General features: G+C 38.3%; 24 protein-coding genes. 23 read left to right on the top strand and 1 reads right to left on the bottom strand.

The window, feature by feature from the left end; translation table 11 throughout:
- Positions 1-3: 3 nt before the first annotated feature.
- The 23 genes from HCH28_RS19245 (at position 4) to HCH28_RS19135 (ending at position 24,269) form a co-directional block, all read left to right on the top strand.
- Positions 4-756 carry an ABC transporter permease gene (locus HCH28_RS19245; protein ID WP_004225875.1) on the top strand — a complete coding sequence of 251 codons (753 nt, stop codon included), beginning with the start codon at positions 4-6 and terminating at the stop codon, positions 754-756.
- A 28-nt stretch (positions 757-784) separates the two neighbouring features.
- Positions 785-2,002 (top strand): aminopeptidase, encoded by a 1,218-nt coding sequence (locus tag HCH28_RS19240; RefSeq protein ID WP_221682714.1) that lies wholly within the window; start codon positions 785-787, stop codon positions 2,000-2,002.
- 12 nt (positions 2,003-2,014) lie between these two features.
- Entirely contained in the window at positions 2,015-2,533 is a 519-nt protein-coding gene (locus tag HCH28_RS19235; RefSeq protein WP_004225870.1) for a hypothetical protein, read from the top strand.
- A gap of 72 nt (positions 2,534-2,605) precedes the next feature.
- The gene (locus tag HCH28_RS19230) at positions 2,606-2,983 is read left to right on the top strand and encodes an ELKS/Rab6-interacting/CAST family protein (protein ID WP_255601691.1); all 378 of its coding nucleotides are present in this window, start codon (positions 2,606-2,608) and stop codon (positions 2,981-2,983) included.
- 235 nt (positions 2,984-3,218) lie between these two features.
- Entirely contained in the window at positions 3,219-4,307 is a 1,089-nt protein-coding gene (locus tag HCH28_RS19225) for an ABC transporter substrate-binding protein (RefSeq protein WP_221682712.1), read from the top strand.
- Positions 4,297-5,133, top strand: a complete 837-nt coding sequence (locus HCH28_RS19220; protein ID WP_202341630.1) for an alkaline phosphatase family protein — start codon at positions 4,297-4,299, stop codon at positions 5,131-5,133. The genes HCH28_RS19225 and HCH28_RS19220 overlap by 11 nt, the downstream gene beginning before the upstream one ends.
- A 72-nt stretch (positions 5,134-5,205) precedes the next feature.
- Positions 5,206-6,051, top strand: a complete 846-nt coding sequence (locus HCH28_RS19215; RefSeq protein WP_221682711.1) for an ABC transporter permease — start codon at positions 5,206-5,208, stop codon at positions 6,049-6,051.
- Positions 6,048-6,833 carry an ABC transporter permease gene (locus tag HCH28_RS19210; RefSeq protein WP_221682710.1) on the top strand — a complete coding sequence of 262 codons (786 nt, stop codon included), beginning with the start codon at positions 6,048-6,050 and terminating at the stop codon, positions 6,831-6,833. The genes HCH28_RS19215 and HCH28_RS19210 overlap by 4 nt, the downstream gene beginning before the upstream one ends.
- Complete coding sequence (locus HCH28_RS19205) at positions 6,830-7,831, top strand: ABC transporter ATP-binding protein (protein WP_221682709.1); 1,002 nt, start codon at positions 6,830-6,832, stop codon at positions 7,829-7,831. Before HCH28_RS19210 ends, HCH28_RS19205 begins: the two co-directional genes overlap by 4 nt.
- Positions 7,828-8,610, top strand: coding sequence for a DeoR/GlpR family DNA-binding transcription regulator (locus HCH28_RS19200; RefSeq protein WP_221682708.1), 783 nt, complete (start codon positions 7,828-7,830; stop codon positions 8,608-8,610). Before HCH28_RS19205 ends, HCH28_RS19200 begins: the two co-directional genes overlap by 4 nt.
- The gene (locus tag HCH28_RS19195; RefSeq protein ID WP_221682707.1) at positions 8,610-9,620 is read left to right on the top strand and encodes a histidinol phosphate phosphatase domain-containing protein; all 1,011 of its coding nucleotides are present in this window, start codon (positions 8,610-8,612) and stop codon (positions 9,618-9,620) included. Before HCH28_RS19200 ends, HCH28_RS19195 begins: the two co-directional genes overlap by 1 nt.
- 115 nt (positions 9,621-9,735) lie before the next feature.
- On the top strand, positions 9,736-11,004 hold the full coding sequence (locus HCH28_RS19190) for a carboxylate--amine ligase (RefSeq protein WP_221682706.1): 1,269 nt from the start codon (positions 9,736-9,738) through the stop codon (positions 11,002-11,004).
- 204 nt (positions 11,005-11,208) lie between these two features.
- Entirely contained in the window at positions 11,209-12,753 is a 1,545-nt protein-coding gene (gene miaB / locus HCH28_RS19185) for a tRNA (N6-isopentenyl adenosine(37)-C2)-methylthiotransferase MiaB (protein WP_221682705.1), read from the top strand.
- On the top strand, positions 12,754-13,191 hold the full coding sequence (locus HCH28_RS19180) for a YlbF/YmcA family competence regulator (RefSeq protein WP_004225842.1): 438 nt from the start codon (positions 12,754-12,756) through the stop codon (positions 13,189-13,191).
- Positions 13,192-13,325: 134 nt separating this feature from the next.
- A complete protein-coding gene (cotE, locus tag HCH28_RS19175; protein ID WP_221682704.1) occupies positions 13,326-13,979 on the top strand; it encodes an outer spore coat protein CotE in 654 nt (217 codons plus the stop codon).
- A gap of 128 nt (positions 13,980-14,107) precedes the next feature.
- A complete protein-coding gene (mutS, locus tag HCH28_RS19170; RefSeq protein ID WP_221682703.1) occupies positions 14,108-16,678 on the top strand; it encodes a DNA mismatch repair protein MutS in 2,571 nt (856 codons plus the stop codon).
- Positions 16,679-16,693: 15 nt separating this feature from the next.
- A complete protein-coding gene (gene mutL / locus HCH28_RS19165) occupies positions 16,694-18,556 on the top strand; it encodes a DNA mismatch repair endonuclease MutL (protein WP_221682702.1) in 1,863 nt (620 codons plus the stop codon).
- 18 nt (positions 18,557-18,574) lie between these two features.
- Entirely contained in the window at positions 18,575-20,068 is a 1,494-nt protein-coding gene (gene glpK, locus HCH28_RS19160; RefSeq protein WP_221682701.1) for a glycerol kinase GlpK, read from the top strand.
- Positions 20,069-20,086: 18 nt separating this feature from the next.
- Entirely contained in the window at positions 20,087-21,733 is a 1,647-nt protein-coding gene (locus HCH28_RS19155) for a glycerol-3-phosphate dehydrogenase/oxidase (RefSeq protein WP_221682700.1), read from the top strand.
- Between the two features lie 3 nt (positions 21,734-21,736).
- Positions 21,737-22,654, top strand: coding sequence for an alpha/beta fold hydrolase (locus HCH28_RS19150; RefSeq protein ID WP_221682699.1), 918 nt, complete (start codon positions 21,737-21,739; stop codon positions 22,652-22,654).
- Entirely contained in the window at positions 22,641-23,543 is a 903-nt protein-coding gene (miaA, locus tag HCH28_RS19145) for a tRNA (adenosine(37)-N6)-dimethylallyltransferase MiaA (protein WP_255601689.1), read from the top strand. The genes HCH28_RS19150 and miaA overlap by 14 nt, the downstream gene beginning before the upstream one ends.
- Positions 23,544-23,640: 97 nt before the next feature.
- Positions 23,641-23,871 (top strand): RNA chaperone Hfq, encoded by a 231-nt coding sequence (gene hfq, locus HCH28_RS19140; protein WP_004225825.1) that lies wholly within the window; start codon positions 23,641-23,643, stop codon positions 23,869-23,871.
- Positions 23,872-23,966: 95 nt separating this feature from the next.
- Positions 23,967-24,269: a rhodanese-like domain-containing protein gene (locus HCH28_RS19135; protein WP_009371183.1), complete on the top strand. Its 303-nt coding sequence runs from the start codon at positions 23,967-23,969 to the stop codon at positions 24,267-24,269.
- Between the two features lie 125 nt (positions 24,270-24,394).
- On the opposite strand, the gene HCH28_RS19130 is transcribed toward HCH28_RS19135, so the two are convergent.
- Positions 24,395-25,239 (bottom strand): IS3 family transposase (locus HCH28_RS19130; protein WP_221682698.1); only part of this gene is annotated, 845 nt, incomplete at its 5' end.

Here is a 25,239-nt window from a genome sequence, read left to right as displayed (position 1 = left end):
TTAATGAATGCCTTTAGTCAATTCTTTGTTGAATTACTTATTTTATTTCGTATACAAATAGCCATCGTAAGGCATCAATTATTATGGATTATTGCAATGTCTTCCATTTTTCCAATAGTTACTTTAGTGTTTCTCGAATTTTTACTGGGTGAATCTAGCTCTGAACAATTGGCACGATTAATTATCGGTAATATGATTTTTAGTATTCTATTAATGGGGATGAATATTCTAGGGCAGGATATCTCGTATCAAAAATTTGGGGGCTATTTTACATATTACTCATCCCTTCCCATTCGAAAGGTTAATTTTATTTTATCTTTGTTGTTTTATGGTATTTTAACTTCCTTACCTTCGTTTATTATTGTATTTACGTTTGGTCAGCAAATTTATGGGGTCAATCTTCATTTTGAGTGGCTTCTACTACCAGTCGCTTTATTGGCGATTTTTAGTGTAGTAGGCATTGGTGTATTAATGGGGTTTTTATCTCCAAATCCTCAATTTACAAATATTGTAGCGCAATTTTTGTTGATGTTTGTTACTTTCTTAACACCTGTTATGATTGAACTGAAAGACCTTCCCATCGTTCTGCAGTGGATTTCCTACGTGTTACCAACAACATATGTAGCGAATGTATTACACGGTATGCTAACTGTTGGATGGACCAATTCTACATTCATAGATGTTCTAATCTTACTCATTTTTTCCTGTTTTTCTTATCTATTAATCAGTAAAAAAATACATTGGCGTGTTCAATAAATTATTTGAATAGGGAGTTAAATTTAAAATGAAAACTTTTGAAACTAAGTTAGAGCAGTACGCGGAATTGGTCATAAAAGTAGGGATTAATATTCAACAAGGACAGACTTTAGTGATTTCTGCCTCAATGGCTGCTGCCGATTTTGTTCGAAGGGTTTGCCGACATGCCTATCTCAATGGTGCACATTATGTTTATATAAAGTGGATTGATGAAGAGCTTGCTCGTATTGAATATGAATATATGACAGAGCAAGGCTTAACCTATACACCAGATTGGCTTGTGAAGGGGTATGAAGAAATGGCGAGTAGTGGTGCCGCTTTTCTTTATATTATTTCACCCCACCTGCAAAATATGGAGGGAATAGACCCTGTTAAGGTAGAAAAAGCAGAGTATGCTTCTGCACTTGCTTTTCGTTCTTTTACCGAAAAATTGATTAAAATGCAAGTTAGTTGGACTGTTATTGTTTATCCGACGGAGCAATGGGCAGCATCTATTTTCCCTGACTTAGAGCCCAAAAATGCTCTTGAGGAATTATGGGAAAAGTTTTTTGAAATACTTAAATTAAATGAAGAGAGCCCACTACAAGCCTGGGAAGAGCATATTAATATATTAAATAAAAGGGCCGCATTATTGAATGTAAAGTATTTCCGTTATTTACATTTCATTAGCGAAGAGACAAATTTAAAAATAGAGCTACCACAAAATCATCGTTGGGTTAATGGCTTAGAAATGAATGACAAGGGAAGCTCATTTATTTGTAATATGCCGACTGAAGAAATTTATACGACACCACTCAAAAAAGGAGTAAATGGAATAGTCAAAAATACAAAGCCATTAGTTTATGAAGGGCAGATCATTGATCAATTTACACTTACATTTAAAGATGGTGAAATTATTGATTTCTTTGCAGAAAAAGGGATGGATGCATTACAAAATATTCTTCAAAAAGACGAGGGTGCTAGATATATAGGTGAGGTTGCATTGGTTCCTCATGATTCTGCAATCTCTGCGAGCAATCTACTATTTTATCATAATTTATTTGATGAGAATGCATCCAGTCATTTAGCCATTGGGCAAGCCTATACTTCAGGCTTGAAAGAAGATGGTGCAAACCTAGAAAACATAAATAATAGTATGATCCATATTGATTTTATGATAGGCTCACAAAACTTACAGGTGAATGGAATACGAGAGGACGGTACTGCCGAAGCGATTTTAGTGAATGGTGAGTGGGTAATTAAATAAGGGGGAAGATGAATGGAAATAGTGCAGTGTAAGACTGATAAGGATTATGAAAAATTCGCTGTTTTCTTTTTGCAAAATAGAAATATATTTGACGATATGTATCCGATTTTAGATACACTTGGTAGTTTATATGTCATGATAGAGGAAACAAATCTGCTCCTCTTTCAAAATACACAGCAGGAAGTATTTGCTGCAGCAAGCTATACATTGGGTGTAAGAGAAGATCAATTTAAAAATAAACATATCGTTTTTATTGATTGCGCACTACTAAAGAAAGAATATCAAAATAGTCGATCCTTTGTTAAGGGTTTTCTACAAATGCTAAAACATATATTAGAAGAACACCCAGAAGTGAAAGAAGTCCAATTTTATGCTTATCGCCATCATGGCTATATTCACCGTCTTTATAAAAAGTTTGCCACTATTATAGATGAAAAAGAAGGATATTTTGGAATGCAAGATGTCTTCTCTGTGGAATTTCACAAATTGACTACTTTTTTAGAGGAATTTAATAAAAAACAAACCATTTAAATGGAATGGATAAAGGGCTATTTCGGGCAATGTTTCTATAAAAAATGCTACAATAAAAGAAAAAAAGAGGCGATGTACGTGAATAACGTCATTGATTTTATTGCAAAAAAAAAGGAACGTGAAGACCGAAAGCGTGCTCAGGATTTAGAACGTTATGTAGCTACACAATGTAATTTTCAACACCCTGAAAATATTGATGCTCTTGTAGAGGACAAATTGATTGAGGTTAAAGATCATACGTTATTTCTTGGCTTTCTATCCATTTTAAAGGATGAGCAAATAGAACCGTTAGATATTTTTCAAGATGTCTTTTCATTAGAGCCCCCTCGTTTTGAAATGTCCTACAATATGAGATGGTGGTCAGTTGTGCAATTGGCATTTACATTTTTAACAATTCTCAAGGAAAATGAGCCGCATACCTATGCTGATTTTTTAGGTCTCTCCAAATAACCTAAGTATGTGTACGTCTGTAAAGCAAATGTACACATACTTAGGTTTTTCCGTATCTACCCTCGCTAGCTTTACAAGCCTACTATATTTATTCATTAAATTCATAGATTTTTATAATTCCTCAATAATTTTTACTAAATATTCTTAACAACTCCATACTTGCTTAATGTTTGTTTTGTAACATAACGTTTGTAAGCAAATAAAAATAAAGCAAAACAAATGGAGGGTCCAACACATGGCAATTCAAAAACTGTGGAAAAAAGGTCTAATTGGTGCATTAGCTATTTCCATGTTGGCAGCTTGTTCTGACAGTTCATCTAGTGCAAATGAGGTAAAAAAGGACTTATCGCTTGAGGACATTACAGAAAAAGCAAAGGAAGAGGGCACTGTTAATTCTGTCGGTATGCCAGATACATGGGCGAACTGGGTGGAAACCTGGGAGGAACTTGGGACCGAATATAGTATCAAACACAAGGATACGGACATGTCGAGTGCCGAGGAGTTAACGAAGTTTGAAGCAGAGAAGGATGATGCTACCGCAGATATTGGAGATGTCGGGATTGCTTTTGGACCAATCGCTAAGGACAAGGGCTTAACATTACCATACAAAACGTCTTATTGGGATGAAATACCTGAATGGGCTAAAGATGATGAAGGACACTGGATTGTTGGCTATACAGGAACCATTTCTTTCTTGACAGATAAAAATAATGTGAAGAATGCTCCAACATCATGGGAAGATCTAAAAAATGGAGATTACACAGTCAGTATTGGAGATGCATTAACAGCTAACCAAGCACAGTTTGCCATCTTAGCAGCGGCTATGGCATTTGGTGGAGATGAGTCAAACATCCAACCAGGTATAGATTTCTTTGCAGAATTAGCGAAGCAAGGACGTCTACAGGGAGATCCATCAGTAGCGAACCTAGAAAAAGGTGAAATAGATGTAGCGATCTTATGGGACTTTAATGCATTAGGTTATCGTCATCAAATTGATGAGGACCGCTTTGATGTAGTGATACCTAAAGAGGGATCTGTCACTTCTGGTTATGCAACGGTAATTAATAAATATGCCAAAAACCCACATGCTGCCATGCTCGCACGTGAATATATTTTATCTGATGCAGGTCAAGAAAATTTAGCAAAAGGCTATGCGCGTCCAATTCGAGACGGAGTAAAATTACCACAGGATGTAAAAGATTTACTATTACCCGCTGATATGTATACGAATGCACAACCTGTAAAAGATCAAAAGACATGGGAAGATACAACAAAGCAAATCCCTCAACTCTATCAAGAGCAGGTGTTAATCCATGCAAAATAACAAAGTGGTTCTCATTGTTATCGATGCATTGCGCTTTGACACAGCCTGCACACATATGGGGTTCTTGCATCATTTAGTCGAGCGTCAGGTAGCTGCTCGCTATAAGGTTTGCTCAGAGGTGCCGTCTTTATCAAGACCATTGTATGAGACGATTTTAACAGGTACACCCCCTATTGTACATGGTGTTACCAGCAATATGACAGTGCGTTTATCGAAAGGGCAAAGTGTCTTTCATATCGCAAAGGAGCATGGTTTAACTACAGCAGCCTCCGCTTATTATTGGGTGAGTGAACTTTATAATAGAGCGCCATTTAATCATATGGAGGACAGGCTACAACTCGATACACAATTACCAATTGACAACGGTATGTTCTATTTTGAGGATCATTATCCAGATAGTCATGTATTTGCTGATGCAGCATGGTTAATGGCTCAAAAGCAGCCTGATTTCCTGTATATTCATCCAATGAATGTTGATGATGATGGTCACAAATTTACGGCAGATTCTGCTCAATATCGCAATCGAGTTTTAGCGATGGATGCTTTACTGTCATTGTTTATTCCAAAGTGTATGGCGCTGGGCTATGAGGTTATCGTTACGGCTGATCATGGCATGACAAGAGATGGTAATCATGGCGGCACAACGCATGAGGATCGTCATGTCCCACTATTTGTCATTTCAGATGCTGTAAAGGCAGGTATAAAAGAAGGCATTATTTCTCAATTACAAGTTGCACCACTGTGCTGTCATTTATTAAATATCAAGCCTGCTGAAGATATGGTGCCACTCCTGTTAGAAGGTGTGTTTACAGCAAAAGAGGTTTAAATAAATAGTAGTCGCTCTTATTCTAAGGAGCGGCTATTATCCCCATAAGCCGCAAGTCATTTATAGAAAGAAGTGAGTGTGTTGATATCGAAGCGGCAATCCATTGCTTGGCTTTCGCCTTTTCTTGTATTACTATTATTGTTTTTCTTAGTACCGCTCCTATATATGCTCATTACCAGCTTTCAAAATAGTGAGGGCTTTACACTGAAGCAGTATGAATCAATTTTTACGAACGACTACATTCTTCAAGGTTTTAAAAATAGTATTACATTATCTGTTATCTCAGCTATGATTGCGTTACTTATCACCATGTTTGCAGTTTATGCCATGATGAACTTTTCAGAGCCAGTACGAGAGAAGATTTTAATACTTACGAACTTAACCTCCAATTTTTCAGGTATTCCGCTAGCATTTGCTTTTATTGTTTTACTTGGCAATAGTGGTTTATTTACACTGTTATTTGACAAATGGGATATTGATGTGTTGACATCCTTTTCATTATACAGTTGGAGCGGTTTGTTACTTATTTACATTTACTTTCAGCTGCCATTATCTCTAATGCTGCTATATCCCATTTATGATGGAATTCAGCAACAGTGGAAGGAGGCGGCAGCCCTTCTTGGGGCATCTGGCTGGCAGTTTTGGATGAAAATTGGTCTCCCTGTTATGCTCCCGGGGATTGTGGGAACCTTTAGTGTATTGTTTGCCAATGCAATGGGCGCGTATGCCTCTGCTTATGCATTAACAAGCAGTAATTATAATTTAGTGGCGATTCGTATCGGCTCCTTAATAAAAGGTGATATTTTTGCTCAGCCAGAGCTAGCCAGCGCCATTGCAGTTATATTAGCAGTGACAATGGTGACGGCCATGCTGATCAGTGAGTGGAGCATCTCTAAAACAAGGAGGAAAGTAAAATGAAAAAGCGTGGTTTGGCTGATTTCTTTTTCCTTCTGCTCGTGGGATATTTACTATTACCAGTGTTAGCAACAATGCTCTATGCATTTGCAACAAAATGGAATAAAACGATATTGCCAGAAGGACTCACACTAAAATGGCTTTCCACTTTGTTTCAGGATACCGATTTTATTCAGGCATTTGGCCGTTCAGTATTTTTAGCAGGGGGGGCAGTTAGTATCGCACTCCTTGTCATTGTGCCAGCCATTTTCGTCATCGTCCTATACTTTCCAAGATACGAAAAATGGATACAGATGGCAGTGGTGATGGTGTATTCTTTTCCAGGCATCATTTTAGCTGTAGGGCTTATACGCGTATATAGCCAAATAGGTATACCGATGATATTTGTTGTGTTAGGTGCCTATGTTGTGGGGATTCTTCCTTATATCTATCAAGGTACACGAAATAGTTTAAGAAATTTAGATGCGAGGCAGCTACTTGACGCGGCTCAATTGCTAGGCGCATCAAAAAGGCAGGCATTCACAAAAATTTTACTGCCTACTGTTTATCCAGGCTTATTTGCGGGGGCATTGTTATCCTTCTCTGTCTTATTTGGTGAGTTTGTCCTAATTAATCTTGTTGTAGGTTCTCGTTTTGAAACCGTACAAATTTATTTAATGAAAAAGCTTAGCACAAGTGGACATATTGCTAGTGCTGTTGTTTTCATCTATCTCGTACTAATGGGTCTTTTAACATTCGTCATTGCTATCGTAACGAAACGATCGAAAGGTGCTACAAATCTATGAGTTATCTTGTTATTGAAGGGCTTCATAAAAAATATGGACAAGTATCTGTTTTAACCAATATTCATATGGAAATTCAAAAAGGAGAATTTATCACACTATTAGGTCCTAGTGGCTGTGGAAAGAGTACGATTTTGCGTATTGTTGCAGGCTTAACAGATGCATCGGCAGGTAAGATTTTGATTGAAGGAAAAAATATGAGTGGCGTACAACCGAAGGATCGTCAAGTGGGTATGGTCTTTCAATCCTATGCACTTTTTCCTAATATGACGGTGCTCGAAAATGTTGCTTTTGGTTTGCGTATGCAAAAAGTTAATAAGGCAGATATAGAGCAGCGCGTACATGAAATGTTAGCGCTAGTTCATTTAAGTGAGAAAGCCAATGCTTACCCAAAAGAATTATCTGGAGGTCAACAGCAGCGTGTTGCTCTAGCTCGTGCATTAATTGTCCGTCCTAAAGTACTGCTATTAGATGAACCACTTAGTGCGCTTGATGCTCAAATTCGCAAAAAACTTCAAGCAGATTTACGAGCAATTCAACGAAAATTAAATATGACAATGATTCTAGTTACGCATGATCAGGAGGAGGCAATGGCTGTTTCGGATAGAATATTTGTCATGAATAATGGAAGCATTGCCCAAAACGGTACGCCAACGGAAATCTATATGAGACCAAATAATGAATTTATTGCTAATTTTATCGGTCATTATAATGTTTTTCCACGCCAAACTTTAGAAAAAATGCTTGGAGCATCTTTAATAGAGCAATCCACGAAATTTGCAATACGCCCTGAGGCATTACATCTCGATCAACGAGATGGAGACTTATGTCTCTCTGGGGTTGCCAAACAATCATTAATGAGCGGCAATATTATTCGTACTACATTTGAAGGAGAAATGGCGTTTGCAATGGAACAACTGCATCAACAAGGGTATTCGATTGAAATGGGAAAATCCTATAAATGTTATGTCGCACAAGAAGATGTGATTGCGCTATCATGACTTACGCTAAACTGGAAAGATTTGATTTTATTTTAAAACAATTAGATTCTGAAGGGAAAATTATTGTTGCCAATATTGCTGATGCCCTTCAGGTAGCACCAGAAACAATTCGCCGAGATTTTGATGAATTAGAGCAACAGCATTTATTATCAAGAGTTCATGGTGGGGCTATTAAATATACGAATGTACGTAATGAACCGGTATTTTTACGCAAGCTACAAATGCACAAGGACGCAAAGAGACAAATTGCTCGTATTGCAGCAAAACGCATTTGCGATGGCGATACTATTGCAGTAGATACAGGTACTACAACAGTACATATAGCCGATTTTTTACTAGCTGTGGAAGATATAACGGTTGTAACGAATTCAATTGCAGCAGCTATTCAATTTAATTTAGCCATAGAGGAACGACGCATGACAGGCAAGGTCATATTACTAGGGGGCACGGCGAATCCAAAACAATCTTCTGTGGCAGGTGCTATGACGTTAGAAATGCTAGATAATATGAATTTTGATAAGGCCTTTTTATCGTGCGGTGGTATGAGTGAGGGCATTGTTTATGATTACGATTTGGATGAATCTCTTATTTCAAAGAAAATGCTCAAGCATAGCAAAGTGAGTTATTTATTAGCCGATGCATCCAAAATCAATGGCAAATCATTTTTTCAAATCTGTCATCTTGATGAATGTACAGAAATTCTTTGCGAAAGCACTTGTCCATTAGAATGGCAGGCTTATGAGGAAAAATGGACGATATGTAATGGAGGGAAGAGCTGATGACAATTGATTATCATGTACATTTAGAAGAGGGACCTTATTCATTTCGCTGGCTAGAGCGTACATCGCAAGCACTGGAGTTTTTTCATTCGGAAGATGAAACGGAAAAAGGCTCCAAACAACAAATAACTTGTCATCTACAGCGGCTGGCACAGCGCGTGAAAAATGGCTGTTATAGTGAGGAATGGTTGGATTTATATCTCGAACAGGCAAAGCAGCTTGGCTTACGTGAGGTAGGGATTGTCGATCACTTATATCGTTTTCAAGAAACGCGTGCTTATTTTGAGCGCTTTATGAGGCTGGATGATAGTGAAATTGGAAAAATCCAGCGCTATTGGCTAGATCGTGTGATGACAGAAAATATGGATGCTTTTGTAACAACCATTCAGCAGGCAAAGGAAAAATGGCGTCAACATGGCATTACACTGAGACTTGGTATAGAGGCGGATTATTTTGTTGGTGGAGAGGAGGAATTAACGGCTTTACTAGCAGGTTATCCTTGGGATTATGTAATTGGTTCTGTTCATTTTGTTGATGGATGGGGCTTTGATAATCCGCAAACACAATATCTTTTTGAGCAAATGGATCAACCTTCTTTACAACAAAATTATGAGCGTTTTTTTAAAGTAGTAGAGAAAATGATTCTTTCCAATATGTTTGATTTTGTTGCCCATTTAGATAATTTTAAAGTATTTAATTATCAGGTGGAGAATCGTGCGTTTCTTGAAGTTTGGTATAAACGTATTGCAAAGGCACTAACGTCTACTGAAACCGCCACTGAAATCAATGCCGGCCTGTATTATCGTTACCCAGTACAGGAAATGTGCCCGGGTCCCCGTTTTTTACAAACCTTACTTGAGCATGGAGTTGCTTTTACTGTATCCTCGGATGCACATTTCCCAGATGATTTAGGTAAATATACATTTGCTAATTTAGAGCTACTAAAGGGTTATGGCGTTGAAGCCATTGTCTCCTTTGAACAGCGAGTAAAAAAAATGATGACGTTATAGGTTGAGAAAAGGGCACTAAAGCTTCAATGTAGTGCCTTTTATTCGTATTACATAAGTACAATTTAACTCGCATACAAATGATTAAATTCATATTTATAATGTGAGGCGAGTCAAATTGACATTCATTAAAGAACAACCCTTTTTACCCATTATTATACAATCGGGTCAGCATGCATATGGGGTAGCCCGCTCATTTTATGCAGCCTACCGCATGAAAAGTCTTGTCATTGAGCCAGCAAAAAAAGGGAGAACGATGCGCTCACTCCTTTTGGGAGGCTCTCAAGGAATTGCCACACAGAATAGCAGTATTCTGGATTTTCAATATGTTGAACATTTAGATGATCCTACCCGTTTTGTACAAGCTCTAGTGGGATTATCTATGCAGTGCCAACAAAAGAAATTGATTTTATTAGTTTGTGACTGCTATTATGCAGAGCTTATCATTGAAAATAAAGAGCAGCTTGAAAAGTACTTTATTTTACCTTACATTGATCAGGCTTTACTAAAAATTGTCCAAACAAAGGAGAAGTTCTACCAGCTTTGTGATAAATATCAGTTAGAATACCCCAAAACCATCATTATAAAAAAGGAACATCATCTAAATAGAGAAATTCCAATCCAGTATCCCATTATTATTAAACCCTCCAATACCGTGACCTATACGAACTGTTCCTTTCCTGAAAAGAAAAAAATATATATAGTATATGATGCAGATGAGATGCAGCACATCATTCGCTGTATTTATCGTTCTAGCTATCAAGACACCTTAATCGTTCAAGAATTTATTCCAGGCGACGATTCCTATATCCGTGTTCTAGATGTATATGTAGGAAGGGATCGAAAAGTAAAATTAATGTGTGTAAGCAATAAACTACTCGAAGATCCATCTCCACAAAACAAAGGTATTTCTTTAGCTGTTATGACCGATTATGATGAACAGCTAATGGAATCCATTCGGCATTTTTTAGAGGACATCGGCTATACGGGCTTTGCTAATTTTGATATGAAATACGATGCCAGGGACGGGAAATATAAGCTATTTGAAATGAATTTGCGAGCAGGGGCTTCAAGCTACTATGTGACCGCAAGCGGGTATAATTTAATGCAATATGTGGTGGATGATTATTTATTCCAGATTAATCATGAACGAACATATGTCCAGACGAAGCATGTATGGTCACTACTTCCTTCAAAAACGCTATTTAAATACATGAAGAATGAAAAATTAAAAATAGAAGCAAAGCGATTAATGAAAGAAGGGCAATACACGGATGCATTACTATATAAAGAAGATATGAATATAAAGCGCTGGATAAAGCTGAAATTGTATCATTCATATTTACAGGTAAAATACAGCAAGTATTTTAACAAGAGCAATAGATAGCAAATGTGAACTGATGGATAGGTCATTAAAACTTTCAGGATAGAACGCCAGAGCTGATGGATAATTACGCCTAGCTTCATATAATTAAGTCGAAACCTCGACATTTGAGGCGCAAACCTTGTAGGAAGTATCAACTATTCAGTATAATAATAAAATGGGAATTCAAGTGCATGGATTTCGTTTGAAAGGAGTTACCTGATTGCGATGAATGAGGAACAACGCTTAGCTAATCAACAAGTCAATCAACCAAAAAAAGAAGACAAGCCTGAAAAGGATTATAGTAAATATTTTGAGAGGGTCTTTACAGCTCCATCCTTAAAAGATGCTAAAAAACGTGGGAAAGAAGATGTGAAGTATCATAAGGATTTTAGCATTGCAGAAGAGTTCGCAGGAATGGGCAAAGGTCGCACCTTCTATATTCGTACTTATGGCTGCCAAATGAATGAGCATGACACAGAAGTAATGGCCGGAATTTTTATGCAGCTAGGCTACACACCAACAGAGGTGATTGAAGAGGCTGACGTTGTCTTGCTAAATACATGTGCTATTCGTGAAAATGCAGAAAACAAAGTATTTGGAGAACTTGGTTTCCTGCTGAAATATAAACGAAAAAACCCTGAGATGCTAATAGGGGTTTGTGGCTGTATGTCGCAAGAGGAATCTGTGGTTAATAAAATTTTAAGAAGCTATCCACACGTCGATATGGTGTTTGGTACACACAATATTCATCGTCTGCCAAACATTTTAAAAGAAGCCTACATGTCTAAAGAAATGGTCATAGAGGTTTGGTCTAAAGAAGGCGATGTCATTGAAAATCTGCCGAAGAAACGTCTTGGCTCCATTAAAGCTTGGGTTAATATTATGTATGGCTGCGATAAATTCTGTACGTATTGTATCGTTCCCTATACACGTGGTAAAGAGCGCAGTCGCCGACCAGAGGAAATCATTGCTGAAGTTCGTGAGCTAGCAGCAGCGGGCTACAAAGAAATTATGTTATTAGGACAAAATGTCAACGCTTACGGCAAAGATTTTGAGGATATTGATTATCGTCTTGGCGATTTAATGGATGAATTAAGAAAGATCGATATTCCGCGTATTCGATTTACAACGAGTCATCCACGTGACTTTGATGATCATTTAATCGAAGTTCTTGCAAAGCGTGGCAACTTAGTGGAGCATATTCACTTACCAGTACAATCTGGCTCGAATGACGTGCTAAAAATTATGGCGCGTAAATATACACGCGAGCATTTCCTTGGTTTAGTGGATAGAATTAAAGCGGCAATACCTGAAGTAACCTTAACAACAGATATTATCGTTGGCTATCCAAATGAAACAGAGGAGCAGTTTGAGGAAACATTGTCCTTATACCGTGAAGTGGGCTTTGACGCAGCGTTTACGTATATTTATTCGCCACGTGAAGGTACACCAGCTGCAAAAATGATTGACAATGTACCTGAAGAGGTGAAAAAAGAGCGTCTTCAACGTTTAAATGAAGTGGTGGGTGAATACTCTCGCAAAGCATTAGAGCGTTTAAATGGTCAGGTTGTCGAAGTATTAGTTGAAGGCACAAGTAAACGACGCGACGATGTGTTAGCGGGCTATACGAGGAAGAATCGTTTAGTTAACTTCAAAGCACCAGCAGAAGTAATTGGTCAATTAGTGAAAGTAAAAATAACAGAGACTACATCCTATTCACTTACTGGTGAATTTTTGGAAGTCGTAAAAAATGAAAAGGTGGAAGCATAAATGACACAAGTCTTATATACAAAAGAAGATTTAATTAAAAAATCACATGAAATTGCACATATGATTGCAAATACGCCAGAGGTTGAATTTTTCAAAAAGGCAGAAGCGCAAATTAACGAAAATCAACAAGTACGTGAACGTATTGCAAGCTTAAAAAGCTTACAAAAACAAGCGGTTAATTTCCAACACTTAGGAAAAGAAAAAGCTCTAAAAATGATTGAAGATAAAATTGCTAAAATCGAGGAAGAAATTAATGCCATCCCTGTTGTGCAACAATTTAAAGAATCACAAGGCGATGTAAATGATTTATTGCAACTTGTTTCAAATACAATTGCAAATAATGTTACAAATGAAATTATTCGCTCAACTGGTGGCGATGTGCTTCGTGGTGAAACGGGTTCATACGTAGAAAATACTCAACCAGGTAGCTGCTCTTAAAAGATTATAGAAATCAAAGCTCGAATGCTGTCATTCGAGCTTTTTTTACGTCTTCTTCTATTGAAGCATTCAGCTGCTATAATAGACCTCTCATCGAAAAGTTTTAAATGATCCATTTCATTCTCTAAAAATATATGTTCACCCAATGGGCGCTACCTGCATATGATGGAGTGAAAAGAGTCGAAGGAGGAATTGCGCTGAAACGTTTACGACAAATCGTGACGAAAGCAGTAGTTGCCAAAGGGAAGAAGAGAACGGAAGAACGTGTAACATTATCACCAACAAATAAACCGACAAGTATTTTAGGGTGCTGGGTAATCAATCACACTTGCTCTGCAAAAAGAGTCGGGAAATTTGTAGAAGTAACAGGGAAATTTGATGTCAATGTTTGGTATGCCTATAGTAATCATTCGAAAACAGCTGTGTTTTCTGAAACGATTCACTATAAAGACAAAGTGAAGCTTCACTATCGAGACGGTGAAATTAGCGTTGGTGATGATGTTCGTGTACGTGTGATACAAGAACCAAATTGTATTGAAGCGATTATCTCTCCATGTGGTACAAAGTTTGAAATTGTAGTGGAACGTGAAGTAGTTGTTGAGGTAATGGGTGAAACAACAATTTGTATTAGTGTCCATCCACTAGACTATGAAGAAGATTGGAGCCTTAATGATGAAAGTTCATCTTCATCCTCATCAAGCTCTAGTTCTAGCTCCTCTTCAAGTTCTGAAGGAGAAGGCAGGTATGTGTTAGAGTCTTCATCGTTTCCTGATGAACGACCAAGATAAGTCTAAAAAACATCATTTTTTGATACATGCGAAATGCTAGCATCTTAAAAAAGGTGAATGAAGCGTTTCGCATGTATCTTTTGTTATAATAAATATATCTATAAGGCAAGAGCGAGGTAAATAGTGATATGACAACATATACACCAATGATGCAACAGTATCTACAGGTAAAGGAAGATTACAAAGATGCCTTTTTATTTTTTAGATTAGGTGACTTTTATGAAATGTTTTTTGAGGACGCAATCAATGCCTCACAAATTTTAGAAATTACATTAACAAGCCGAGATGCAGGCGCAAAAGAACGAATACCAATGTGCGGTGTGCCGCATCATTCGGCTAAAAATTATATTGAAACACTTGTGCAAAAAGGCTATAAAGTGGCTATTTGTGAACAAACAGAAGATCCAAAGCAAGCAAAAGGTGTGGTCAAACGTGAAGTGGTTCAGCTTATCACACCAGGAACAATTATGGAAGGAAAGGCTCTTGATGGTAAATCTAATCATTTTATTGGAGCGGCAGAGCAATTAGATGACACAACATTTGGCTATGCTTATTTAGATTTATCCACAGGTGAGGCAGTAGCATCTTCTATTGAAGGCGATGGCAAAGCCTTATTAATGCAAATGCAGGCTTACGGAATTCGAGAGCTGATTGTAACGGATAGTTTGCAGCTATTATTAGCAGAGCATGCCGTCAATGCTGGTATCGTACTTTCAATTGAAGTGAATGAAATGCCCATGGACAAAGCAGCAAGTTATCTAGAAGCTGTACCAAAACCGTTACAAATTGCATGTCTTCGATTGTTAGCTTATATCGACCAAACGCAAATGAGATCTTTATCACATATTCAGGCATTCACATTTAATGAAATTAAAAATTATTTACGCATTGATTCTAGCTCAAAGCGCAATTTAGAGCTGATTCAATCGATTCGTGGTGGCGATCAAAAAGGTACCCTCTTATGGCTATTAGATGACACCGTGACAGCGATGGGTGGACGAAAATTAAAGCAATGGCTACACCAACCGCTTGCCACACGTTCAGCAATAGAGGCTAGACTAGCGATTGTTACGGATTTGTTGGAAGAATATTTTGTACGAACAGAGCTTCAAGCATCCTTAAAACAAGTATATGATTTAGAGCGTTTGGCTGGTCGTGTTGCTTTTGGCAATGTGGGTGGACGAGATTTAGCCCAATTGCGTGATTCTTTACGCCAAGTGCCAACTATTCAACAGCAGTTGATGGGGTCAAATAAAGAAACATTACAACAATTAGGTGCGGAGCTTGATACATGCTCAGATGTCGAGGCATTATTAGCAAAAGCGATTACAGATAATCCCCCTATTACCATTAAAGAAGGGGATGTTATCCGTGACGGCTATAATGAACGCTTAGACGAACTTCGCTATGCTGCTCGTAATGGTAAGGATTGGATTGCCCAACTTGAACAAGAAGAGCGTGTGAAAACGGGCATTAAAAATTTAAAAATAGGCTATAATCGCATTTTTGGTTACTATATAGAAATTACAAAATCAAATATTCATTTAGCAGATTTAACACGCTATGAGCGCAAACAAACACTGGCGAATGCGGAACGCTATATTACACAGGAACTAAAAGAAAAAGAAGCATTGATTTTAAATGCTGAAGAAGAAAGCTTAACATTGGAGTACAACCTGTTTGTAGAAATTCGTGATGTATTAAAGGCTTATATTCCGCGTGTCCAAGCACTGGCAGCAAACATTAGTGAATTGGATGTTTTACTAAGCTTTGCAAGTGTCTCAGAAAAATATCGCTTTACGAAACCGCAATTTCATGGTGGACGTGCCCTAGAAATTATAGAAGGACGCCATCCTGTCGTTGAAAAAATGCTGAACAAGCAAATGTATGTACCAAACGATTGTGTGCTAGAAGAGCAGAACAATATGATGCTTATTACAGGGCCGAATATGTCAGGTAAAAGTACTTATATGCGCCAAGTTGCATTAATTGTTGTTATGGCACAAATGGGCTGCTATGTACCCGCTGAAAAAGCGAAGCTGCCGATTACTGATCAAATTTTTACTAGGATAGGAGCGGCTGATGATTTAGCGGCAGGGCAATCTACATTTATGGTGGAGATGCTTGAATCGCAACATGCAATTACGCATGCAACAAAAAATAGCTTGATGCTATTTGATGAAATTGGACGTGGAACATCGACATATGATGGAATGAGTTTGGCACAATCGATGATGGAATATATTCATGATAAAATTGGGGCCAATACGTTATTTTCTACGCACTATCATGAATTGACAGCACTTGAAAAGGATTTGCCACGCTTACAAAATGTGCATGTTTCAGCCACTGAAAAAAATGGTACGGTCGTTTTCCTGCATAAGGTGAAAAAAGGAGCGGCTGATAAATCCTATGGTATACATGTGGCACAGCTTGCTCAATTACCTGAGGAAATTTTAGCTAGAGCACGTGTATTACTTGAGAACTTTGAGGCAGGGAAAGAAGTAGTTGCCGAAACACAGGTGATAGCTGAACAACCAGTACAGATGTCTTTATTTGCAGAGGAGGAACCGATTTCCCCAGCCGAGACAATGGTGCTAAAGAAATTGGAAAAGGTAAATATTCTAGGTACTTCACCGATGCAGGCAATGAATATTTTATATGAGCTACAGCAAGAACTAGTGAACGCTAAAAAATAAAGGAGTGATACGTTAGTGGGAAACATACAAATTATGGACGAATGGCTATCCAATAAAATCGCAGCAGGAGAGGTAGTAGAAAGGCCAGCCTCTGTTGTCAAAGAGCTAGTGGAAAATGCTATTGATGCTGGGAGTACGTCCATTGATGTTTTTTTACTAGAAGCAGGTCTCACTTCCATTCAAGTAATAGATAATGGTAGCGGTATGGATGAAGAGGATGCACTAATGTCATTCTCTCGTCATGCTACTAGTAAAATTCATCAGGAACATGATTTATTTCGTATTCGAACACTTGGCTTCCGTGGTGAGGCTCTAGCATCCATTGCCTCTGTTTCTAAAATGACATTGATTACATCAAATGGTGAATCCGGAACACATTTAGACCTTGAAGGTGGACATATCCTCACTCATAAACCTGGTCCGTTGCGTAAAGGGACTGATTTAACAGTCTCCCAGCTATTCTTTAATACACCCGCCCGTTTAAAATATATGAAAACCATTCAAACCGAACTTGGGCATACAATAGACCTGATGAATCGCCTCGCACTTGGTAACCCACAAATAGCATTCAGATTATTGCATAATGGTCAACAATTACTGCAAACAAATGGCCGAGGAGATGTACAACAAGTGCTTGCAGCTATTTATGGAATACATAATGCCAAGAAAATGGTGCCATTCCAAGGCGAGTCACATGATTATCGAATTTCTGGCTTTGCATCCTTACCAGAGGTAACACGTGCTTCTAAAAATTATATGACTCTATTTGTCAATGGTCGTTGGGTCAAGCATTATTTAGTACAAAAGGCTATTGTAGATGCTTACCATACGTATTTACCTATCGAGCGCTTCCCAATAGTTGTTCTATATATAGAGGGTGATCCTTACTTAACAGACGTGAATGTGCATCCTGCAAAACATCAAATTCGTTTAAGTAAAGAGGCTGAGCTTTTGAAGTTAATAGAGGAAACCATTCGTGAAACAATACGCAACATTATTCGAGTTCCACAAATGGAAAAGAAAGAAAAAATAGTTAAACCAGCTACTGAACAATTAAACATATGGAAGCCTGCTCCAAAGATTGATGTGGAGAAAATGAATGCCATCGTAGAAAAATTATATGATGTCCAAACCATTCAAGAAAACAATCTTGAACAGATAGTTGAGCCTAAGCCTATTTCTACGGTTCGAGATGAAAGTTGGCAGCTTACACCACAAATAGAGGCTGAAACAATTGATGAAGTAACAATAGCTGCACAGTCGGAAATATTGGAAGAAATGCCTACAAAGGAACCCTTTCCTGAACTCGAAGTAGTGGGGCAAATACATGGCACATACATTGTCGCGCAAATGGAGGATGGTTTTTATTTAATTGATCAGCATGCTGCTCAGGAACGCATTAAATACGAATTCTTCCGTGAAAAAGTCGGTCAAGTTAATCCTCATGAACGTCAGGCATTATTGTTACCACTAACATTCCATTATGCAGCCGATGAAGCACTGATCTTACGAGAACACAGGCATGAATTAGAAGCTGTAGGCGTGTTTTTAGAGGAATTTGGACAGTCATCTTTTGTTGTACGTGAGCATCCGAGTTGGTTCCCACAAGGGGAGGAACAGGAAATCATTGAGGATTTAATTGAACAGGTGCTGACAACTAAAAAGGCTGATATCAAAAAACTACGTGAGGCAGCCGCGATTATGATGAGCTGTAAAAAGTCAATCAAAGCCAATCATTATTTAACAAAAGAGCAAATGGAAACATTGCTGCGTGATTTACGCAATGCAGATAATCCATTTACATGCCCACACGGACGTCCAGTGCTTATTCACTTTACATCATATGAAGTGGAAAAAATGTTCAAACGGGTTATGTAAGGAAGAGGGGGAAAATGGATGGGCGAATTTATTTTAGCGATTGATCAAGGAACGACAAGTTCAAGAGCCATTTTATTTGATAAAAAAGGTCAAATTGTTCATGTAGCACAAAAAGAATTTCAACAAATTTTTCCAAAGGCTGGCTGGGTAGAGCATAATGCCAATGAAATATGGGGTTCTATCTTGTCCGTTATTGCGGCAGTATTAACCGAAAGTGGCCATGAAGCAAGTGAGGTTCATGCGATTGGTATTACCAATCAGCGCGAAACAACAGTGGTGTGGGATAAACACACAGGTCAGCCGATTTACAATGCGATTGTCTGGCAATCACGCCAAACACAGGACATTGTGAATACCTTAAAAGAACAAGGACATGAAGAACATTTTCAGCAAAAGACAGGGCTTCGCTTAGATGCTTATTTTTCAGCGACAAAAATTAAATGGATCTTAGATAATGTTGAAGGTGCTCGTGAAAAGGCAGACAATGGCGATTTATTATTTGGGACGATTGATTCGTGGATTGTTTGGCGATTATCAAAGGGAAAGGCTCATGTGACCGATTACTCAAATGCAGCTCGAACAATGCTCTACAATATTCATGAATTGAAGTGGGATGAGGAACTTTGTGAGCTTTTAGCTATCCCAATTTCCATGCTTCCAGAAGTGAGAAATTCATCAGAAATATATACAGAAACGGCTCCAAGTATATTTTTTGGAGAAAAAATTCCGATAGCTGGGATTGCGGGTGATCAGCAAGCCGCACTTTTTGGACAAACTTGTTTTAGCAAAGGAATGGCTAAAAACACGTATGGCACTGGCTGCTTTATGCTATTAAATACAGGAAAGCAGGCAGTGACATCAGAAAATGGTTTATTGACAACCATTGCGTGGGGAATAGATGGGAAAGTGACCTATGCATTGGAAGGTAGCGTTTTCGTAGCAGGATCAGCTATTCAATGGCTACGCGATGGACTAAGGATGATCCGTACAGCAGAGGATTCTGAAACCTATGCTAGAAAAGTAGATCATACCGATGGGGTTTATGTTGTCCCTGCCTTTGTTGGGCTAGGTACGCCTTACTGGGATACAGATGCACGTGGCGCAATTTTTGGGTTAACACGTGGAACATCAAAAGAACATTTTATTCGAGCAACACTAGAATCATTAGCCTATCAAACGAAAGATGTACTAGACGCAATGGAAGAAGCAGCAGGTACTCCGATTGAAGTACTGCGTGTAGATGGTGGAGCTGTCAAAAATCAATTTTTAATGCAGTTCCAAAGTGATGTTTTACAGCTACAAGTAGAGCTAGCAAAATTGAATGAGTCAACAGCACTCGGTGCAGCCTATTTAGCGGGGCTGGCGACAAGCTTCTGGCCAAACCAAGAGGCTTTATCGGCATTATGGGTGAGTGGGGAAACCTATCAACCTCACATGGATGAAGAACAAGCCACAGCTCTGTACACAGGATGGCAGAAGGCTGTAGAGGCAACACGAATTTTTAAATCATAGCTATTGGGGGAGAAAGGTATGTTTTCATTTGAGCAGCGACCAAAAATTTTATATTATCTAGAGCACTATAGCTTTGACGTATTAGTAATTGGTGGCGGTATTACAGGTGCAGGAATTGCATTAGATGCCGCATCAAGAGGCCTTTCTGTTGCATTAATTGATATGCAGGATTTTTCAGCTGGTACGTCGAGCCGTTCAACCAAATTGATTCACGGTGGTTTACGTTATTTAAAGCAATTTGATGTAGGAGTTGTAGCCGAAGTAGGGCGAGAGCGTGAAATTGTTTATGATAATGCTGTACATGTCACAACGCCTGAAAAAATGCTATTACCATTATATAAAAAGGGTTCACTCGGTCCCTTCACAACATCTATGGCATTAAAGGTCTATGACCGCTTGGCAGGTGTCAAAAAACATGAACGTAGAACGATGTTAAATGCTCAGGAAACCTTGGCATTAGAGCCTTTACTCAATCAAGAGGGCTTAGTCGGCGGTGGCTATTATGTAGAATACCGTACAGATGATGCCCGCCTAACAATTGAAGTATTAAAAAAGGCTGTAGAATATGGAGCGCTTTGCCTCAATTATGCTGAAATGACGGAATTTATCTACGAAAAGAAAAAGCTTGTTGGCATTAAAGTGAGGGATCATGTGACAGGGAAAATGCTCAATGTCCATGCCGCCCAAATTGTGAATGCAACAGGTCCTTGGGTTGATGACGTACGACAAAAAGATAAAGTAGCAGATAACAAGCAATTACGTCTAACAAAGGGCGTTCATATTGTCTTCAAACAAAAGGATTTTCCGCTAAAGCAAGCTGTTTATTTTGATATTGCTGATGGTCGTATGGCCTTTGCCATTCCACGAGATGGCAAAACCTATGTAGGGACTACGGATACTGTCTATGAAGGTAATCCTGTACATCCAGTGGCAACACAGCAAGATGTGGATTATCTAATGGAGGCTGCAAAAAAGATCTTTCCAACTGCTACTATCACAAGAGACACAATTGAATCCTCTTGGGCAGGGGTCCGACCTCTGATTTATGAAAAAGGCAAGGATCCATCAGAAATTTCAAGGAAAGATGAAATTTGGACAGCGCCAAGTGGTTTAATGACGATTGCGGGTGGAAAGCTAACGGGCTATCGCCAAATGGCTGAAACGATTGTGGATAAAATTGTGAAGGCCCGTCGCTACAAGCATGCAAGTGCCTGTTTAACACGTGAGCTAGCACTTTCTGGTGCAAAGGGAATCAACGCTATTAATTTCCCTGACTATATTGCCTATAAAGCACGAGAAGGCGTACAGTATGGCTTAAATTATGACGAAGCCAAGCATCTCGTACAAAAGTATGGCACGAATGTAGATGCCTTATTCGATCGCGTGAAATTTTTACATGAACATGGCAGTACAATGCCTCTTGCCTTACATGCGATGCTACTGTATGGCATTGAAGCCGAAATGGTCTATACACCAAGCGACTTCTTTATTCGTCGGACTGGTTTATTATACTTCGATATTGAAGCAGTAAAGCTTTATAAACAGCAAGTGATTCAAGTGATGCAACAACGTTTAAATTATACGGAGGAACAAAAAAATAGGTATATTGCTGAATTAGAGCAAGCCATTAACGATGCAACAAATTTTGTGAAAGAAGGGGAGTAAGGGATGGAGCGTTATATTCAAATGTCGGATGAACAATTTGTCTTCACTCGAACATTGGAGCCTTCAACGCCATGTATTGGACATATTCACATTTTGCATGGCATGGCAGAGCACAGCGGTCGCTATTTAACCTTTGCAAAAACACTTAACGCAGCAGGCTATGTTGTGACGATGCACGATCACCGTGGGCATGGTGAAACGGCAGCATATAATGGGACATTGGGCTTTTTTGCTGAAGAAAACGGCTTTGAGCGTGTTGTAAAAGATGCTCATGAAGTGATTACACAACTTCACGTACCATACGCTAATGTACCATTTATTCTCTTTGGCCATAGTATGGGTTCCTTCATTACTAGACGCTATATTCAATTATATGGAGAGCAAGTAGACAATGTTATTCTCTGTGGCACTGGAAATGTGACAGCCTTGCATGCTGTAGGAAATCTAGTAGCTAAGGCTTTAGCTAAGGGACTAGGAAAAGAAACTGAAAGTAAGCTGTTAAATCAATTGAGCTTTGGTAGCTTTAATAAGCAATTTTCCAATCCGAAGACTGCCTATGATTGGTTATGTTCAGTACAACAAGAGGTGCAAAGGTATATCGATGATCCCTATTGTGGCTTTATTCCAACGAATCAATTTTTCGTGGATTTGACAACTGGCTTTGCCACACTAAATCGTAAAAAAGAATTAGCAAAAGTAAGAAAAGGCCTCCCTATTCTCTTGATTAGTGGCAGTAAAGATCCAGTTGGTGAACAGGGGCTAGGCGTTTACAAAGTTGCTGAACAGTTAGCAGCAGTGGGTGTAGAGGATGTAACGGTTTATTTATTCGAGGATAAACGACATGAAATTTTAAATGAAGACAATCAAGAAGCGGTCTTTCAAGTTTTATTACGGTGGTTAGAAAAATATGATAGAAACTAAACTGCAGCAGGCAGAGGTCGTAGCAATAGTGGGGCCGACTGCCTCTGGTAAAACGGCATTAAGCATTGAACTAGCCAAAAAATATAACGGTGAAGTCATTAATGGTGATTCCATGCAAGTTTATAAAGGGCTCGATATTGGGACAGCTAAAATTACCGAAGAAGAGATGGAGGGCGTTCCTCATCATTTACTAAGCTTTTTAGAGCCTACAGAATCTTTTTCGGTAGCAGATTATCAAAAATTAGTACGTGCGAAGATCGCGGAAATTCAATCTCGTCAAAAATTACCTATAATAGTAGGGGGCTCTGGCTTATATGTACAAGCTGTCCTCTATGATTTCCAATTTACTGATGAAAAAGTAGATGAAGAAGCACGAAAAGCCTACTATGAGGAATTAGCAAAGCTTGGCCCTGAGGCAATGCATGACAAATTAAAGCAACTAGACCCTCAAACAGCGGAGACAATCCATCCAAACAATACACGTCGTGTTATTCGTGCATTAGAAATGCTGGAATTAAGCGGGGTATCAAAAGCAGCTGAAGCGCAAAATCGAGGGGAAGTACCCCTTTACCAACATGTTATTTTAGGGTTAGGTCAAAACATGTCTCGTGACGTGCTATATGACCGTATTAATCGTCGTGTTGATTTAATGATGGAAAATGGTCTTCTGCAAGAGGTGAAGGGATTATGGCAGCAAAATATCCGTGGTGTGCAGTCTATACAAGCCATCGGGTATAAAGAATTATATGATTATTTAGATGGTAAATGTACCCTAGAGGAAGCCATTGATAGCTTAAAACAAAATTCCCGTCGCTATGCAAAAAGACAGCTTACTTATTTCCGTAATAAAATGGATGTCCATTTTATTACGCCTGATGATCGATTATAAGAAATAAGAAAAATTTCTAAAAATTACTAATTGATAAATTGGTAGAACATGCTACTATAGGAATGAAGAGGTAGAAAGTTAGTAGGGAGGCTATTTGATGAAATCAATCAATTTGCAAGATACGTTCTTGAACCAACTACGTAAAAACAGTGTTTTTGTAACTGTATTTCTGTTAAACGGATTTCAGTTAAAAGGGACTGTGAAATCATATGATAATTTTACAGTATTACTACTTGATGCTGAAAATAAGCAGCACCTAATCTACAAGCACGCCATTTCTACATTCGTACCAGCAAAACAAATTGAGTTTTTAGAGACAGAAGTATAATAAGTTTGTTAAACAGTTAGTGTACTCACACTGGCTGTTTTTTTTGCTACAAGCTATAATGATAGTGGAATTTTATATTTTGGAGGACAAAGTTTATGAAAACAATGGAAACAACACAATTATTAGATCTGTTAGATGCAAATGAGGACCTATATATTATCGATGTTCGTGAAGAGGATGAAGTAGCACATGGCATGATCCCAGGTGCTCAACATATTGCACTCGGAACTATCCCTGAACGTTTAGAGGAATTAGATGTAGAAAAGCCATATATTATTGTATGTAAGGCTGGGGCTCGTTCTGCCAATGCGTGTGCTTACTTAGAGGCACAAGGATTTGATGTAACCAACCTTGAAGGCGGCATGCTGGCTTATGATGGAGAATTAGAATTTAAATAAAGTGTGAGTAAAAAAGAGTTCCTTATCTTGGAATGACAACTTTCAACCCTATTAAAATTAATAGACCAGACATATTATGTGAACTGCACCCCGTCAAGTAGACAGTGGAAATAATAAAAAATGTATTAAGCGGCTTGAGTCCTGAATTCTAACGGACTCAAGCCGCTTAACCTTTTCTGATAACGATCGTAATTATAAAAATGAATATAATCATCAATCGCTAGTTTTAACTCTTCATATGAATCGTACTTATGTAAATAATATTTCTCACACTTCAATGTGCCCCAAAATGATTCAATTGGTCCGTTATCAATACATCGACCAATACGGGACATACTCTGTGTCATATTGGCAGTTTCCACAATTCGCTTAAATTCCTTTGATGTATATTGAAAACCTCGATCACTATGTATTAAGGGCTGTTCGCCTGATTGTAATGATTGAATAGCTAATTTTATTGTTTTGAAAACAAGGGAATTATTATTCGAATGACCTAACACATAACTCACAATTGAACCATCATATAAATCGATAATTGCACTTAAATAAGCTTTTTTCCCATTTCCATACTTAAACTCTGTGACATCTGTACACCATTTTTCATTTGGCTTTTTCGATGTAAATGCTCTATTTAATACGTTCTCCGCCACATGATGTGCTGGGGATTTACGATAAGGCTTGCGCTTTCTACGAATAACAGACTTCAATCCACTAATCTGCATTAAACGATAAATACGCTTTTCGTTAACCATCGTTTGATTATTTTCTTTTCGCTGACGATTGATTGTCAACGTTGTACGACGATAGCCGTAAATACCATCTACTTGTTGGTAAAGGAGATGAATGTCCTTTAAAATGGCTTCATTTTCAACTTCTCTGTTAGAAGGCTTGCGACTTAACCACTTATAGTAAGCTGCACGCGAAACATCAGCTATTTCACATAGTAAAAGAATCGAAAGTTCTTCCTCTC

It is taken from the genome of Lysinibacillus sp. K60, from assembly GCF_019731275.1.
GTDB classification, from domain to species: Bacteria; Bacillota; Bacilli; order Bacillales_A; family Planococcaceae; genus Lysinibacillus; species Lysinibacillus capsici.
The sequence above is the reverse complement of the archived record's forward strand: the minus strand, read 5'-3'. Positions and strand labels throughout refer to the sequence as shown.

Bases quoted from the DNA above. Each gene is read 5' to 3' on its own strand.
- HCH28_RS19245 (WP_004225875.1), top strand. From the start codon at position 4: ATGAATGCCTTTAGTCAATTCTTTGTTGAATTACTTATTTTATTTCGT.
- HCH28_RS19240 (WP_221682714.1), top strand. From the start codon at position 785: ATGAAAACTTTTGAAACTAAGTTAGAGCAGTACGCGGAATTGGTCATA.
- HCH28_RS19235 (WP_004225870.1), top strand. From the start codon at position 2,015: ATGGAAATAGTGCAGTGTAAGACTGATAAGGATTATGAAAAATTCGCT.
- HCH28_RS19230 (WP_255601691.1), top strand. From the start codon at position 2,606: ATGTACGTGAATAACGTCATTGATTTTATTGCAAAAAAAAAGGAACGT.
- HCH28_RS19225 (WP_221682712.1), top strand. From the start codon at position 3,219: ATGGCAATTCAAAAACTGTGGAAAAAAGGTCTAATTGGTGCATTAGCT.
- HCH28_RS19220 (WP_202341630.1), top strand. From the start codon at position 4,297: ATGCAAAATAACAAAGTGGTTCTCATTGTTATCGATGCATTGCGCTTT.
- HCH28_RS19210 (WP_221682710.1), top strand. From the start codon at position 6,048: ATGAAAAAGCGTGGTTTGGCTGATTTCTTTTTCCTTCTGCTCGTGGGA.
- HCH28_RS19205 (WP_221682709.1), top strand. From the start codon at position 6,830: ATGAGTTATCTTGTTATTGAAGGGCTTCATAAAAAATATGGACAAGTA.
- HCH28_RS19200 (WP_221682708.1), top strand. From the start codon at position 7,828: ATGACTTACGCTAAACTGGAAAGATTTGATTTTATTTTAAAACAATTA.
- HCH28_RS19195 (WP_221682707.1), top strand. From the start codon at position 8,610: ATGACAATTGATTATCATGTACATTTAGAAGAGGGACCTTATTCATTT.
- miaB (WP_221682705.1), top strand. From the start codon at position 11,209: ATGAATGAGGAACAACGCTTAGCTAATCAACAAGTCAATCAACCAAAA.
- HCH28_RS19180 (WP_004225842.1), top strand. From the start codon at position 12,754: ATGACACAAGTCTTATATACAAAAGAAGATTTAATTAAAAAATCACAT.
- cotE (WP_221682704.1), top strand. From the start codon at position 13,326: ATGTTCACCCAATGGGCGCTACCTGCATATGATGGAGTGAAAAGAGTC.
- mutS (WP_221682703.1), top strand. From the start codon at position 14,108: ATGACAACATATACACCAATGATGCAACAGTATCTACAGGTAAAGGAA.
- glpK (WP_221682701.1), top strand. From the start codon at position 18,575: ATGGGCGAATTTATTTTAGCGATTGATCAAGGAACGACAAGTTCAAGA.
- HCH28_RS19155 (WP_221682700.1), top strand. From the start codon at position 20,087: ATGTTTTCATTTGAGCAGCGACCAAAAATTTTATATTATCTAGAGCAC.
- HCH28_RS19150 (WP_221682699.1), top strand. From the start codon at position 21,737: ATGGAGCGTTATATTCAAATGTCGGATGAACAATTTGTCTTCACTCGA.
- miaA (WP_255601689.1), top strand. From the start codon at position 22,641: ATGATAGAAACTAAACTGCAGCAGGCAGAGGTCGTAGCAATAGTGGGG.
- hfq (WP_004225825.1), top strand. From the start codon at position 23,641: ATGAAATCAATCAATTTGCAAGATACGTTCTTGAACCAACTACGTAAA.
- HCH28_RS19135 (WP_009371183.1), top strand. From the start codon at position 23,967: ATGAAAACAATGGAAACAACACAATTATTAGATCTGTTAGATGCAAAT.